Below are 14,299 nucleotides of genomic sequence, written 5' to 3' on the forward strand. Positions count from 1 at the left end.
AAAATAAATTATTTGAGCAGATCTCCCAGATTTATTTGGGCATATTGTAAAAGCATGATTGTTTTTGCGTCTTTAATTTCGCCTGTTTTGAACAGCCGTAATGCTTCCTGAAAATCGTATTCAAGCACCTCAATATTTTCGGTTTCATCTTCAGAACCACCACCTTTAGAAAACTTTTGGTCTTTAGAATAGGTAGCTATAAAAAAATGAAGAATTTCGGTTACAGAGCCGGGAGACATATAGGATTCAAAAACCTTTTCAACTTCGGTGATGCGGTAACCGGTTTCTTCTTCAATTTCTTTGATAATTGCTGTTTTGGGGTCGTTTTCATCAAGAAGACCGGCACAGGCTTCAATCATCATCCCGTCCGGGTTCTTGTTGAGGTAGGTGGGCATTCTAAACTGCCGGGTAAGAATCACGCTTTTTTTATCGGTATTGTAAAGCAAAACCACGGCTCCGTTCCCGCGATCGTAGGCCTCTCGCGATTGCTTTTCCCAGACATTCTGATTGTTTAAATATTCAAAATCTACTTTCTTGAGGGTATACCAGTTGTCTGAAAGTATACTCACGTTCATATTTCGAAGGCGGTCGTTCATTAATTGATGAGTTTAAGGGCAATTTGAAAGGTCGTTCCTTTATTGAGTTCGCTATGTAAAACTTTTACCTGCCCGTCATGATATTCTTCGATGATGCGCTTAGTGAGTGAAAGCCCCAATCCCCAGCCCCGGGTTTTTGTGGTATAACCGGGTTCAAAGATGGTTGAGAAATTCATCTTGGGGATACCTTTACCGGTGTCTTTGATGAGAATTTTAGCATAGCGTGTATCTCTTTTGATGATTAAGGTAAGTGTACCTTTTCCCTTCATCGCATCGATTGCATTTTTGACGAGATTCTCTATGCTCCAGGCAAAAAGCTCTTCATTAAGCATCACAAAGAGCTGCCCCTGCGGCACGTCAATTTGGAAATCGATCAGTTTAGAACTGCGTTTAGACAGGTATTCAAAAGCTTCCTGAGTTACCGTAATGATGTTTTTTGCTTCCAGTTTCGGGACGCTTCCAATTTTAGAAAACCTTCCGGTTATGGTTTCAAGCCGGGCAATGTCTTTATTGATTTCCTCGATATACTCGGGGTTTACATTTTCGGTCTTTAAAATTTCAGTCCACCCTACCAGCGAAGACAGAGGTGTCCCAATCTGATGGGCGGTCTCTTTAGCCATCCCTGCCCATAGCAGGTTTTGTTCGGAAGCTTTTGAAGTCGCGTAAAAGAAGTAAATAACGGCGATAAACAGAATAATAATAATCACCAACACCACAGGAAAATATTTCAGTTGGTTGATTACCGGCGAATGCCCATAATAGGCGTACCAAAGTTCACCACCCAGAATGTCTATGCGTATGGGTTCATTTTCGGCGGCCATTTCCCGAAGCATTTCCTGAGAGCGCTGCGGATTGTCTAAAACACCTTCCGGAATGTTGATGCTGTTTACAATGCTGTCCTTATAATCAGTAATGATAATGGGGATATACTGGTTACGGCTGTTGATTTTCTGGCTCAGCGCGTAATACTGGTTGATGTCTTCGGTGTTAAAGGCCTCCATAGAGGAAGCCCAGATTTCCATACGATCCCTTTCGGCCTGTTTCAACTGATCAAAAAACAGCGAGACATTCCATAAAATCAGCGCCGTGATGACAACTGCTGCAAAAATGATAAACCAGCGAACAAAGCGCTGATCTCGGTTAAACTTCATAAACTGAGGTCTTAGAAAGCTGTGAATTCGTTTGCTAGAACTTAAGCAAAATGATTAAATAATAACCAAGTTCCTTATTCTTCAGTATATTCTGGCAAAATGCCATTGTCTTCTATCATAAAGATAAAATCAGGTATAGAATCAAGTCTATTTACTTTATCGATAATATTTAAAAAGAGGTTTTTTGTATCACTTATATTTTTTGTGCTGTCAATATGAATACTTATCATCTTTTTTTCTAGTTGAGAAGGATAATTTTCATTGTTGTTTGGGTTTAACAAATGATTTTTAAGAGTGATTTCCAAACTATCTATCGGCAATACTAAATCGTAATTTACGGTTATGCTGTCTGTATTAACGTATATTATATTTTTTAGTTTGTAATCAAGTATGAATTCGCAAATTTGAAATGGCTGTATTCTATTGATTTTATAGTCTGTTTCTATTTTTAAAACGGGTTTTTCTTTTAGGCAGTCAATTTCATTTAATATTCTTATAAGCTCTTTAGTGGTTTTAATTGTATCTAAGTCAAATTCAACTAAGCTTTGGCCCTCCATCCTAAAGCTAAAAAAGGTTTGAATTGATTTTTCAACTACTTTATTTTCCTTATTTGGTCTATTTTCAGCGCAGCTTAAAAAAAAGATTAGAGTAATAAATAGGACAATTGGATTTCTCATTTATAAAAGTGGCGAAGTTTAAATATAAAGCATTTCTAAAAGAATTATTGTCTGTAAAACGGTTTTAAGTGTACCTGCGTATGCCTACCTTTGCGGGATGCAATTTAAGACTCAAACACTTGATCCGGCCGCCAGCGATAATGCGACGGTTTACGGTATTCTTGCGGGGGCTGTGAGTCCGCGGCCTATCGCTTTTGCCAGCACTCTGGATGCTGAGGGCAGGCCTAATCTTGCACCGTACAGCTTTTTTAACGTGTTTAGTTCTAATCCGCCTATCGTGGTGTTTTCGCCCGTGCGTCGCGGCAGAGACAATACGACCAAGCATACCTTAGACAATATTTTGGAGACCAAAGAGGTCGTGATTAATATTGTAAATTATGCGATGGTGCAGCAAATTTCATTGGCCAGTACCGAATATGATGCGGGTGTTGACGAGTTTATAAAAGCCGGTTTTACCAAGGTACAGTCTGAAGCGGTGAAGCCCTTTCGGGTGAAAGAATCGCCGGTACAGCTCGAATGTAAAGTGAAAGAAGTTGTCGCTATGGGAGATCAGGGCGGCGCCGGAAACCTGGTGATTTGCGAGGTGGTGCGTATGCATTTGCACGAAAACATTCTCACCGAAGCGGGTACTATTGACGATCATAAGATTGATCTGGTAGCCCGAATGGGAGGCAACTGGTACACCCGTGCGATTGACGGGATGTTTGAAGTGCCAAAACCTTTGCGTAACTTAGGGGTTGGTGTTGATCAGATTCCGGAAGCCTTTAGAACCAGCAGCATCCTCACCGGAAACGATTTGGGACGTCTGGGCAATGTTGATGTGTTACCGCAAGCGGAAGAAATTCAGGCTTTTTTAGAAACGGAAGCCGAACTTAAAGATTTGGCAGCAGCTAAAAACAGCCCTGCCCTGCATAGTAAAATACAGGAATTGATCAGCGATAATAAAATACAGGAAGCCTGGAAATTGATTTTGGCTTAAGACATTAAAATTTAAAGAAGAACAGTAGAAAATGGAAGTACAAGGAAAAGTAAAACTTATAGGAGACGTTCAAACCTTTGGTAGCGGCTTCAAAAAGCGGGAAATAGTTGTAATTACCGAAGAACAATATCCACAAACCATAATGGTTGAGTTTGTGCAGGATAAAACCGATTTGCTCAACAACTTTAAGCCGGGACAAAACGTAAAAATCAGTATCAACCTGCGCGGTCGCGAGTGGGTGAGTCCGCAGGGCGAAACCAAATATTTCAACAGTCTTAACGGCTGGCGTATTGAAAATGTAGATCAATCTGCACCTGCAGGGAGTGTGCCTCCGGTACCACCGGCAGATCAGTTTGAGCCGGCATCAGACTTTGATGATGACGATCACGACGATTTACCGTTCTAAAATCGCGTTAAAACAAACCGAAACCCCCGATACTTTTACTAAGTTTCGGGGGTTTCAGTTTTGTACCCTCTAAATCTAGCATTATCGTCTATATAACATCAGATCAAGCTTTCCCAGATTACCGCCATGCAGATGAAGACGGCCTGCTTGCAGTAGGTGCAGATTTGTCGTTAAACCGACTCAAAGATGCCTATGCCAAAGGGATTTTTCCGTGGTATAATGACGGGCAGCCTGTACTCTGGTGGTCGCCAGACCCGCGTATGGTGCTTTTCCCTGAAGAAGTGCATGTTTCAAAATCTATGCGGAATGTATTTAACCAGGGACATTTCACAGTTACTTACAATACTGGTTTTGCCGATGTGATTCTAAATTGCAAGCGTATTAAACGAGACGGGCAACACGGCACCTGGATTACAAATCAGATGGTTGAAGCCTATATCAAGCTTCACGAGGAAGGTCTTGCAGAATCGGTTGAGGTGTGGCAGGATGATACCCTGGTGGGCGGTTTGTATGGGATCAACCTGGCAGATAAAAAAGTGTTTTGTGGCGAAAGTATGTTTAGTCGCGTGAGCAATGCCAGTAAAGTCGCTTTGATTACGCTGGCGCGAAAACTTCAAAATCTCAATTACAAACTCATAGACTGTCAGGTCTATAACGAGCATTTGGATAGCCTGGGCGCACGTGAAATTCCACGGGAAAAGTTTTTGGAATATCTTGAGTAATAAATCTAAAAGTGTATTTTAGTCGCTTACCTAATTAATTAGTTTATGGGGCTGAGATTAATACTGTGTACGTTTTGTTTAATCGCGTTTGTTTCCTGCGATCCGCAAGATGAATCTGAGGAGACATTTGTTGCCACCCAGGATGTTGAAATTGAAGTGGATTATTTTGAACACAGCTATGATACAGATAGTAACAAAGAAATGCTTAGGTATAGAATTACCTACACCAATCCCAATGATTTTACTATTTTGGGAGCTCCTATAAAAACACTAAAGTCAACTCAAAAAGAGGCTGAAATCTTCTACACTATGATTCCGTTCGAGGGTAAAACTCCCTGTCAGCGTCTCGAACCGGGTGAGACTTGTGTGGAAGAAGAGTCTATGATTGAAGATATCAGTCAAGCGTACGATCCTGATGATCTTCCCCTGCGTACCTTAGAAAAGGTAGAATACAACATCAGGGAAGAACTCCGTTAAAGCTTAATCTTTGCCGCGGTATAGAAAAACACCCGATTTTCCTGATCTAGTGTTAAATCTTCCTTTCGGTATTCAGCCGCGATTTGAAGCTTAAGCGTACCGCTGATTTGATTTCCCAAAGTTAGGGTGAGCCTTTGATTAAGATCGGGTTTTTCCAGCGCTGAAATGCTGTACAGGGTCTCGAGACCTATGGCGGCGTAAAATTCGCCATCATCAAGCCGTAATCCCTGCAACGGAAAGTCCAGATTGAGACGATAGCGAGCCCGGTAAACCGTTTCGTTTTCATAAAAACGTTGCTCTACCCGAAGCCGATGCCCCAGGCGGTATTGATTATACGTACGGGCATAATTATACTGCTGCGTAAGTCGCACCTCGTTACTACGACCCGGCTCCAACCAGTCCCGGTTGCGATAGCGCAGTCCCAAACTCACACTGCCGTAAAACCCGCTCTCATAAGTCGTAAAGTGCGAAAACTCCAGATGCTGTACCGAGTAGGGTTTGTCTTCCTCCGGAAAGGTACTGCGATTGGTCACTTCAAAATTATAGCTCCAGCGAGATGGCGGACTGTAATTGAGTGCAATCTCGTGCTGACTCATATAGCGCGTGTCTTGAGCAAATAGACCCAAAGGCAGCAAGAATAGTACGAATAGTTTAGAAAAGAAGGAATTCATAAGACCGGCGTACTATTTTACGGGATTTTAAAAAGTTACCATCAGCGTCAAATGTCATCTCAAAACGCTCCAGCTTGTTTTCTGTGTTTTTTGTAGCTACAATAAGTTCCCAGGCATCGGGTATTCCGGGATTGGCGGTGTTAAATACAGTTTTCGGTTCATAATGCGCCTGTATTTTTTCAATACGATGCCGCTCAAAACTGGTCTCAAGATAGTTTTTTACAGCTGTGAGCGTAGCGCCCATTTCTTTTTGAGTTCGTATGATTTCGATGTCCTCGAGCATTCCGGTCTGGTCAAACTCTACGCTGTATTTTTCCCCGTTAAGTTTAAACTTGGCTTCAAAGCTCTGCCGCTCGCCGTCCTGCTCGCGGTAATACTGAAGTCGCTTTTTAGTTCCTTCCAGACTTTGTAAATAGGTGATTGCAGCTTCAGGCATCCCTTTGGCCTCTATGCCCTGTTCAAACTCCTGCTTGAGGTTCTGGGCATGAGCAAGGCAGGAAAGCGTAATAAATAAAGCTAAAATGGGATATTTCATAAACTCATTGCTTTTACTTCTTCGTATCGGAAACAATTTACTTCGTGATCATTTACCATTCCGGTGGCCTGCATATGTGCATACACGACTGTTGAGCCGGTAAATTTAAATCCTCTTTTTTTAAGGTCTTTTGCTAAAGCATCACTAATACTGGTGGTTGCGGGGGCTTCTTTATAATATTCAACCTCGTTTTGAACAGGTTTGTCATCTACAAAACTCCAGATGTATTTGGAAAACGAACCGAACTCTTCCTGAATTTTCATAAAGGCTTTGGCATTACTCACGGTGGCGTAAACCTTCAGTTTATTGCGAATGATTCCGGGATTGTTGAGCAGTTCTTCTAATTTTTCATCCCCGTAATTAGCGATCTTTTTGTAGTCAAAATCATCCAGCGCTTCGCGAAAGTTTTCGCGCTTGCGCAAAATGGTGATCCAGCTGAGTCCCGCCTGAAAAGTTTCCAGGATTAAAAACTCAAAAATAGTAGCGTCGTCATAAACTGGCACGCCCCATTCGGTATCGTGATAGGCTTCGTACAGCGCATCACCTGCACACCAGCCACACCTGTGCTTATTCATAGTCCTGCATTTAGACCTTAAAGATATTCAATCTATTTGCTGAAAGCCTGCATCAGGCTGTAAGTTTGTTAAAAAATGCCCGACTTCTGGTCTATGCAAATTACTACTTTAGAACGTCAGGATTTGGTCACCCAATCTTTTAAAGCCGGAATGACCTACGCAGATTACCGGGTACTGGTGGGCTCGCACGCCCAATCCTTTACCAGCACCGGCCATACGCAAACCGAAGCTTTGTCTAATTACACCCTGCTCAACGACCGCCGTATGAAACGCTGGGATAAAACCTTTAAACTGACTGAGGCAGAACAGGATCTCATCAGTGGTTTTGACCGCCCGCTTAACTGGCTGTTGCTAACCGAAAGCTGGTGTGGTGACGCGCCCCCCGCAACTGCCGTGATGCAAAAAATAGCTGAAATCCAACCCAATATTGACTTTAGAGTGGTATTGCGGGACGATCATCCTCAATTAATGGACGCGTTTTTATCAAACGGAGCTAAGGCAATTCCAAAATTGATCATTCAGGATCCGCAAACCAAAGAAGTTTTAGCTTCGTGGGGTTCGCGCTCGTCGGCTGCAAAGAAGTTGGTAGAAGATTTTAAAGCCGAACATGGTGAGATCACTGCGGAATTTAGAGAATCATTACAAGTTTGGTATAATAAAGATAAAAATCAGGCGATTTTGAGTGAATTGATTGAAATTTTGCGTGTACTTAACCTTGAAACTCGAATGTAATCGAACCTAGCTGTGTGGCACGGTCGCTTTTGTTGAAAATAGCATTCTCAGCATACTCAAGCGCCTGATCAACCAGACAGCCGTTAGACGTGCTTGAAGCGCTTTTGTTGAAATAGGCTTTTATAATTCCGCCACTGCCGTTAACCTCAATATTGATTACCACTTTTCCGGTAGCATCACAGGTGTACACCGGATTGGGAATTTGAATCGCATTGCGGTCCTTAAGCTGATAGGTCACCGTACTGCGGCGGTAACTCGAGGTACTTACTTTTGAAATTTTTTCAGCAGTTTTAGAATCCCCGGCAGATTGCTGTTCTCTTCGTTTCTGGCGTAAGAGTGCAATACGCTCCCGGTAATCGGGAAAGTTTTCATCTTCACCGTCTGTATCTTCTGATGGTTCCAGCGTTTCAGAATCTGTTTTTAATGCGTCATTAACCTGATTTTGCTGGCTAAAATACCTGTTGGCCTCCTGAATTTCCCGGTTGCTGCTCTGCGCCTGATTGGTGATTTGCTGAGACTGCAATTGTTTTTCCTGCTCGATTTCTTCAGGCGTTGGTTCCTCTTTAGGCTCATCCTGAATGATGGGAATGGGAATAAATTCTTCTACCTGCGAAGTGTCGTAAGGCTTTATCGTAAGAAACAGAAATACCACAAAAAGAAAAGCCGCACCGCTAAAGGTGATCAACATGGCTTTATCCTGAGAGGTCATTTTCATGGCAGTAAAAATACAAAAAGCGGTGGTGGTTTGCTGTTAAACAAAACGCAAGAGCCGTGCCCGAATTGCCTTTACAAAACAGAAGCGTCTAAAGCGGCTTCAAAAGCTTCCAGACTCGTGGCGTTACTTACTTCAAAATCCCCAATTTTTGTTCTTCGCAAAGCGGAAAGATGCCCGCCGGTATTTAAAGCTTTACCAAAATCATGTGCCAGGGAGCGGATGTACGTCCCTTTACTGCAGCTGATGCGAAAATCAACTTCCGGAAGCGCGATTCGTGTGATTTCAAAAGCCGAAACCTGCACTTCCCGGCTAGGTATGTCAACTTCCTCACCGGCTCGAGCAAACTCATACAGGCGTTTTCCGTCTTTTTTTAATGCTGAAAAAACCGGTGGTTGCTGCATAATGCTTCCCGTAAACTGAGCTGTGGCCGCATGAATTGCCTCGTCGCTGAGATGGTCTGTGGGAAATGTCGCGTCAATTTCGGTTTCCAGATCGTAAGAAGGGGTGGTGGCGCCCAGTACTATGGTGCCGGTGTATTCTTTTTCCTGCCCCATAAATTCTTCAATACGTTTGGTGAATTTTCCGGTGCAGATGATGAGCAAACCGGTAGCTAAAGGATCTAGCGTGCCGGCGTGACCTACTTTAATCTTTTTGATCTTGTAGGTTTTACGTATGAGCCAGCGCACTTTGTTCACCAGCTGAAACGAAGTCCAATTGAGCGGTTTGTCAAATAAAAGGACCTGACCTTCTTTAAAATATTCGGGGTTTTGAATTTTCATATACAATCTTTAAAAACGAAGCGTTACACGTGTAAGCTTTGTTCAAAATGCAAATGTGATACATTCAAACCCAGAACACAAAAATTAATTTGCGTTATCTGTATATTATAAGGTGTAATGTGTTGATATTTTGTAACTTAACCTTGTTAACCCTCTGCGGCTATGAAGCCATTTTATTTTTTTTTACTTTTCCTGATTACATCTCAAATCCTTTTTTCTCAGAGGAATCCTAAACTGCCGCAAATATCTCAGGACTCCACAAAAAATGAAGTTGAGGTATATCTCGACTCCCTTACCGTAAAACTTAAGCGGGAGGTTTACAGGGGAAATATTAGTACTGCTGTTTTTGAAGCCAAATCGGCGTTACCACTTGCAAAGAAAATTAAGGATATTGAAAGTCAGGCGCTACTAACCTATATTTTATCTACCAGCTATCTCACATTAGGCGATTTCAAGAATGCCCGGGATTGGTTTGAAAAAATCAGGTCGCTTCAGGATAAAACCGGTCGCATTTATGTCAAACTTGTAGCAGAACTTAACGAGGCCAATCTGGCGCTTTACGGTAATAATCTGGAAGTCGCAGAGCGGCATTTTGACAATGCACGAAGACTTTCGGCAAATACAGATTATTTAGACCTGTATAGTGAATCTTTAATGCATTTAGCTCAGCTTGAAGTGCTGCGAAAGCGAAATCCTAAGGGTGCTTTGATTTATTTAGATAGTATGCATAAATTTCTTGAGCAGACAAACACGTATTACAAGGCGGCGTATTATGGTATTCTGGGCAGGGTTTATGATTTGCAGGGCAGGAATAAAGAGGCTATTACTGCTTTTGAACAAAGCATTGCAGTAGCCCTTCCTCACGGATATCCCGGCGCAATTTATATGGGTTATGAGGGAATGATAGAAAATTTTGCGCGTCAGGAGAATTATAAAAGTGCTTACGAGACGTTTCGGGAATTAAACCAGTCTTCTCAGACACTCAATACACAACAGAGCAAGGAAGCTCTTAGTGTCTTACAGGCACGTTTACGCAATACTACTGCAGAACAACAAATTGCGGCAAAGGATTTTCAAAATAAATTGATGGGTCAACAGGCTAAAGTAAACCGCATTTACCTTATCGCATTTATTTTGGCATCACTTATTTTAGGAACATTTTTAATTATACAAAGTGTTTCATACCGCAAACGGAAAAAATTGGTTGCTGAGTTACAGGAGCGCAATACCAAATATTTAGAAGAAAAACAGAAATCTGAAAAGCTGGCCAGTGCAAAGACTAAATTTCTCTCTACTGTGAGTCACGAATTGCGTACTCCTTTATACGGTATTATTGGTCTTACTGATGCATTGAACAGAGATAAAAAACTTACAGGACACAAAAGTGAACTGCAATCGCTTAAATTCTCTGCAGATTACCTGCTCAATCTGGTAAATGATGTTTTGGTTCTCAATAAAATGGACTCCGATTCTAAACTTAAAATTGAGCTTACTCCCATTGTTATTCGTGAGTTTCTTGAAGAATTGACGGAGTCATTAGAGTTTGTGATTAAACAACAACGCAATGAACTCATTCTGAATGTTGACCCGAAAATTCCGAGAATAATCTTTGGTGACCGCACAAAATTGTCGCAGATACTTATCAATCTGGTAGGCAATGCCCTCAAATTTACACAGCGAGGTCAGGTGCACATACGCGTAAAACTTGTGGATAGCGGGCGCAACACGGTTACGCTGGCTTTTGAGATTGAAGACGATGGCATAGGTATTCCTAAAGAAAAACAACAGGAAATATTTGAAGAATTCAGTCAGATTCAGCAGGAAAGCAGTTTTCAAGGTACCGGCCTCGGTCTGACTATCGTAAGCAGGTTGCTGGCCAGTATGAACTCAACAATCCAGTTGCAGAGTGAGGTGGGTGAAGGCTCTGTTTTCTCTTTTAAAATTGTGTTTGACGCGACTAATCCGGCTAAACAGGGCGCTTCTGGTACTAAATTGGCTTCTGAAGATGCCGATGCAGAAATTTTAGGCGAAAAGCATATCCTGATTGTAGATGACAACCTGATTAATCAGCTTGTAACAATTAAGAACGTCCAAAATTTAGGCTTTACCGCTACGACAGCAAGCTCGGGTCTTGAGGCTATTGATAAGGTTAGGGAAGAACATTTTGATCTCATTCTTATGGATATCAATATGCCCGGAATGAATGGTTTTGAGGCGACCCGGGAAATCCGAAAATTTAATCAGGATATAGTGATTTTAGCACTTACGGCCACTGAGATTTCAGAAATAAACCGGGACTTGGAGGCCAACGGTCTCAACGGGGCTATTCTTAAACCCTACCCTTTTAATGTATTCAGAACCACTCTGATTGATCATCTTAAATCAGGTGTTTCTAAAAGGTAGTTTGCCGTTTCTGTTTTTTAAGGGTTAAAGTAGCCGAAAGCAACCGCGATAACACCTACAATAAGGCAGTAAATCGCAAACCAGGATAATTTACTTTTCTTAACCAATTTGATCATCCAGGTACAGGCTACAAGTCCGCTTACAAATGCCGCAACAAAACCAACAGAAAGCGCGGTAAAGTTGCCCGATTCGGTCGTGATGTCGCCGCTTAAAAGGTCTTTGGCAATCTTCCCAAAAATCAGTGGAACCACCATCAGGAATGAGAAACGTGCTGCTTTTGATTTGTCATTTCCTAATAAAACCGAAGTGGAAATCGTTGCGCCGCTTCGGGAAATGCCGGGAAGCATCGCGATTGCCTGTGCCACGCCTATGGTAAAGGCGTTTTGAAAACTTACAGGTTTTTGGGTGTCTTTGGCTTTATCGGCAAGCCAAAGCAATAAGGCGGTGATCATAAGCATCATTCCTACAAACAGAATATTTCCGCCAAAAAGCGATTCTAATTGCTCCTCAAAAAACAACCCAATGATAACCGCGGGAATCATAGAAAGCACAATTTTTGCCGAAAATTGAGTTTCTTCATTCCATTTGAACTGAAAAAGCCCTTTTACAATGTCAAAAATGTCTTTTCTAAAGACGACCAGCGTGCTTAGTGCTGTTGCGAAGTGTAGGACTACGGTAAACAAAAGGCTTTCTTCGGGCAGGGTGCTGTCCCCTAAAATGGCTTTCCCCAGCTCCAGATGACCACTTGAAGATACCGGTAAAAACTCGGTGAGACCTTGTATAATACCCAGTATTATCGCGTCGATTATATCCATTTACTTGGTGCCTTTATCTTTCGGAAATGTTTGAGAAGATTCTTTTTTGGCATCGGGGTTTAATAAAATCGCATACACTTCGATCCCAAAACCAATCAATACCAAAGCCGGAGCCAAACGTATGCGTCTCCAGTTGTAGATCTCGGGGTTAAATACATTAGGATCGTCACTGCCACCGCCAGACATCAGGATAAAGCCCAGGGCAATCACGCCCAGGCCTATGAGCATCACCTGATAGTTTTTCTTTTTAAAGATGAAACTGCTGCGATGCAGTTCGTTTTGTTTTTTCCGCTTTTGTTCTCCCATTTTGAAGGGGTTAAAAGTTAATGGTTAAAGAGTTTTTGTCTAAAATCTCTTGTCTAATAATAGAGTTCGTCTGTTCTTAAATTCAGGAAGCGTTGTGTGGCTAAAAAGGTGCTGAACCAGGTAATCACAATGCTTGCTGCAAATACGCTCACAAATAAAATAGCTAAAATTACCGGATCTGCCAGCAATTCCAGTTCCGGGAAAGTTTGGTTGAGGTAATACAATACGGCCGCCATCCCTGCAAGAGCAATTACCGCGCCTACCATACCCAGTTTCATACTTAACCAGATAAATGGTCGACGAATAAAACCTTTAGTAGCTCCCACCATTTGCATGGTTTTAATGGTAAATCGTTTAGAATATACCGAAAGCCGGATCGCGCTGTTGATCAGCAAAACTGCAATCAGGGTAAAAACTCCACTGATAATCACAATCCACAGGCTTATTTTTTTGATGTTGTCGTTAAGCAAAGAGATAAGCGGCTGATCGTAATTGACCTCGTCAACAAAATCCTTAGCGGTGAGTTCGTCTGCGATTTCTTTAACCCGGTTGGCATCCACAAAATCTGCTTTCAGGTATACGTCAATGGAGTTTTGCAGGGGATTGTAGCCCAGGAAATCCATAAAATTCTCGCCAATTTCTTTGCTGTGCTCTTCAGCAGCTTCTTCTTTTGATACAAATCGGGTTGATTTGGTGTACTCGGCAAGTGTCAGGCTCTTTTCAAGCTGTTTGATTTCAACGTCTTTTGCCTCGTCTTTCAGGTAAATGGTAAGAGCGATCTGCTCTTTAAAGTGGTCGGCTACTTTTTTAGAATTGAGCACCAAAAGGCCTAACACACCCAATAAAAACAGAACCAGCGCGATACTTAATACCACCGAAAAATAGGAGGAAATTAATCTGCGACGCTGAAATTTTTCAAAAGATGAGGCCATATTACTCGTTACTGTTTTTAGAACACTAAGGGGCAAAAATACTAAAGTTCGTGCTTCTTAAACGTAAGCTTAAGCTTTTTTGTATGAAGAGCTTTGAGAAACTTAAAAGCATTTAAATGAATTTCTTTTTGATTATAAAGATTGAAATTTTCCGGAATTCAATCATAATAATAGTCTATACAACTTATTTGAAGTCTGTGAAGGGCATCTTTTTTGATGTGGTTTTTTCAAGTATTCGATATCAATGAAAAACAGTACACTTGGAATCCTGATGCTTTTTTGTTTTAACACATTCGCTCAGAAAACTACCGATTCACTGGAAATCTGGACCATGTTTACGATAGGTAATCTGGTAAACGCTAAAGCTCACGAATTTGCAGCACGTGGCTTACCTGTGAAAATCATCCATAAAACAGGCGATGTTCTTTGGGAGGTCGAAGACGAAGATGCTGAGTATAAATCTGAAATAGAATATATAGAGGCTCATAATGATTCCGTATGGGAGCAATTAAAAAATCGTGGGTTTAAAAATCCAAGAAAATCTTATGAGGAACAATTTCAAAAGGAGCGTGCGGATTTAGAGGCTGCACTAGAATTATTTAATGAAAATCCTAGAATTAAGAGGTATCAAGAGGTTCGCTCTAAAGATCAATTTCCAAACGCAGATATAAAAAAGATAACAGATGGCGTATATCAAATCGAATTATGGTCACTTGATATTCAAAACCCCCTGGATACTCAGAAAAAGGAATTTGTAGCTAAAGTTGATATTAATACCCTTCAAACCACGGTCGTAAAACTTGAGTAAACGAGTTTAATAATCGTAAA

At 41.6% G+C, this 14,299-nt stretch carries 18 protein-coding genes; 7 read left to right on the forward strand and 11 right to left on the reverse strand.

Going from position 1 to position 14,299, the window contains the following annotated elements:
• Positions 1–8: 8 nt before the first annotated feature.
• From CJ305_RS07350 to CJ305_RS07360, 3 genes are all read right to left on the reverse strand, one after another.
• On the reverse strand, positions 9–596 hold the full coding sequence (locus tag CJ305_RS07350) for an NUDIX domain-containing protein (RefSeq protein ID WP_099645616.1): 588 nt from the start codon (positions 594–596) through the stop codon (positions 9–11).
• Positions 596–1,747 (reverse strand): sensor histidine kinase, encoded by a 1,152-nt coding sequence (locus tag CJ305_RS07355; protein ID WP_099645617.1) that lies wholly within the window; start codon positions 1,745–1,747, stop codon positions 596–598. Before CJ305_RS07355 ends, CJ305_RS07350 begins: the two co-directional genes overlap by 1 nt.
• A 74-nt stretch (positions 1,748–1,821) precedes the next feature.
• Positions 1,822–2,424, reverse strand: a complete 603-nt coding sequence (locus CJ305_RS07360; RefSeq protein WP_099645618.1) for a hypothetical protein — start codon at positions 2,422–2,424, stop codon at positions 1,822–1,824.
• A 97-nt stretch (positions 2,425–2,521) separates the two neighbouring features.
• On the opposite strand from CJ305_RS07360, the gene CJ305_RS07365 reads away from it, so the two are divergent.
• From CJ305_RS07365 to CJ305_RS07380, 4 genes are all read left to right on the forward strand, one after another.
• Positions 2,522–3,403: a flavin reductase family protein gene (locus CJ305_RS07365; RefSeq protein ID WP_099645619.1), complete on the forward strand. Its 882-nt coding sequence runs from the start codon at positions 2,522–2,524 to the stop codon at positions 3,401–3,403.
• A gap of 31 nt (positions 3,404–3,434) precedes the next feature.
• Positions 3,435–3,809, forward strand: coding sequence for a DUF3127 domain-containing protein (locus tag CJ305_RS07370; protein WP_099645620.1), 375 nt, complete (start codon positions 3,435–3,437; stop codon positions 3,807–3,809).
• A gap of 83 nt (positions 3,810–3,892) precedes the next feature.
• On the forward strand, positions 3,893–4,531 hold the full coding sequence (gene aat / locus CJ305_RS07375; RefSeq protein ID WP_099645621.1) for a leucyl/phenylalanyl-tRNA--protein transferase: 639 nt from the start codon (positions 3,893–3,895) through the stop codon (positions 4,529–4,531).
• A 45-nt stretch (positions 4,532–4,576) separates the two neighbouring features.
• Positions 4,577–5,008: a hypothetical protein gene (locus CJ305_RS07380; RefSeq protein ID WP_099645622.1), complete on the forward strand. Its 432-nt coding sequence runs from the start codon at positions 4,577–4,579 to the stop codon at positions 5,006–5,008.
• Here the strand turns inward: CJ305_RS07380 and CJ305_RS07385 are convergent.
• Genes CJ305_RS07385 through CJ305_RS07395 form a run of 3 tightly spaced genes read right to left on the reverse strand, consistent with a single transcriptional unit; the run spans position 5,005 to position 6,789 of the window.
• Positions 5,005–5,679 carry a DUF2490 domain-containing protein gene (locus tag CJ305_RS07385; RefSeq protein WP_099645623.1) on the reverse strand — a complete coding sequence of 225 codons (675 nt, stop codon included), beginning with the start codon at positions 5,677–5,679 and terminating at the stop codon, positions 5,005–5,007. The genes CJ305_RS07380 and CJ305_RS07385 overlap by 4 nt on opposite strands.
• Entirely contained in the window at positions 5,660–6,214 is a 555-nt protein-coding gene (locus tag CJ305_RS07390) for a hypothetical protein (protein ID WP_099645624.1), read from the reverse strand. The genes CJ305_RS07385 and CJ305_RS07390 overlap by 20 nt, the downstream gene beginning before the upstream one ends.
• Entirely contained in the window at positions 6,211–6,789 is a 579-nt protein-coding gene (locus CJ305_RS07395; RefSeq protein WP_099645625.1) for a DNA-3-methyladenine glycosylase I, read from the reverse strand. The genes CJ305_RS07390 and CJ305_RS07395 overlap by 4 nt, the downstream gene beginning before the upstream one ends.
• Before the next feature lie 75 nt (positions 6,790–6,864).
• Here CJ305_RS07395 and CJ305_RS07400 point away from each other — a divergent pair, with 75 nt between their 5' ends.
• Entirely contained in the window at positions 6,865–7,521 is a 657-nt protein-coding gene (locus CJ305_RS07400) for a thioredoxin family protein (protein WP_223248827.1), read from the forward strand.
• Here the strand turns inward: CJ305_RS07400 and CJ305_RS07405 are convergent.
• Positions 7,499–8,236 carry a hypothetical protein gene (locus CJ305_RS07405; protein ID WP_099645627.1) on the reverse strand — a complete coding sequence of 246 codons (738 nt, stop codon included), beginning with the start codon at positions 8,234–8,236 and terminating at the stop codon, positions 7,499–7,501. The genes CJ305_RS07400 and CJ305_RS07405 overlap by 23 nt on opposite strands.
• A 71-nt stretch (positions 8,237–8,307) precedes the next feature.
• The gene (truB, locus tag CJ305_RS07410) at positions 8,308–9,015 is read right to left on the reverse strand and encodes a tRNA pseudouridine(55) synthase TruB (RefSeq protein WP_099645628.1); all 708 of its coding nucleotides are present in this window, start codon (positions 9,013–9,015) and stop codon (positions 8,308–8,310) included.
• Positions 9,016–9,177: 162 nt separating this feature from the next.
• Here truB and CJ305_RS07415 point away from each other — a divergent pair, with 162 nt between their 5' ends.
• Complete coding sequence (locus CJ305_RS07415) at positions 9,178–11,418, forward strand: ATP-binding protein (protein WP_099645629.1); 2,241 nt, start codon at positions 9,178–9,180, stop codon at positions 11,416–11,418.
• A 17-nt stretch (positions 11,419–11,435) separates the two neighbouring features.
• On the opposite strand, the gene CJ305_RS07420 is transcribed toward CJ305_RS07415, so the two are convergent.
• The 3 genes from CJ305_RS07420 to CJ305_RS07430 are packed head-to-tail and all read right to left on the reverse strand — an operon-like array spanning position 11,436 to position 13,471.
• Entirely contained in the window at positions 11,436–12,233 is a 798-nt protein-coding gene (locus tag CJ305_RS07420) for an undecaprenyl-diphosphate phosphatase (RefSeq protein ID WP_099645630.1), read from the reverse strand.
• Positions 12,234–12,539, reverse strand: coding sequence for a DUF3098 domain-containing protein (locus CJ305_RS07425; protein ID WP_099645631.1), 306 nt, complete (start codon positions 12,537–12,539; stop codon positions 12,234–12,236).
• A 53-nt stretch (positions 12,540–12,592) separates the two neighbouring features.
• The gene (locus CJ305_RS07430; protein ID WP_099645632.1) at positions 12,593–13,471 is read right to left on the reverse strand and encodes a cell division protein FtsX; all 879 of its coding nucleotides are present in this window, start codon (positions 13,469–13,471) and stop codon (positions 12,593–12,595) included.
• A gap of 244 nt (positions 13,472–13,715) precedes the next feature.
• Here CJ305_RS07430 and CJ305_RS07435 point away from each other — a divergent pair, with 244 nt between their 5' ends.
• Positions 13,716–14,279, forward strand: coding sequence for a hypothetical protein (locus tag CJ305_RS07435; protein ID WP_099645633.1), 564 nt, complete (start codon positions 13,716–13,718; stop codon positions 14,277–14,279).
• Positions 14,280–14,299 lie beyond the last annotated feature (20 nt).

Origin of the sequence: Leeuwenhoekiella nanhaiensis, assembly GCF_002744755.1 — a bacterium.
Taxonomy (GTDB): domain Bacteria; phylum Bacteroidota; class Bacteroidia; order Flavobacteriales; family Flavobacteriaceae; genus Leeuwenhoekiella; species Leeuwenhoekiella nanhaiensis.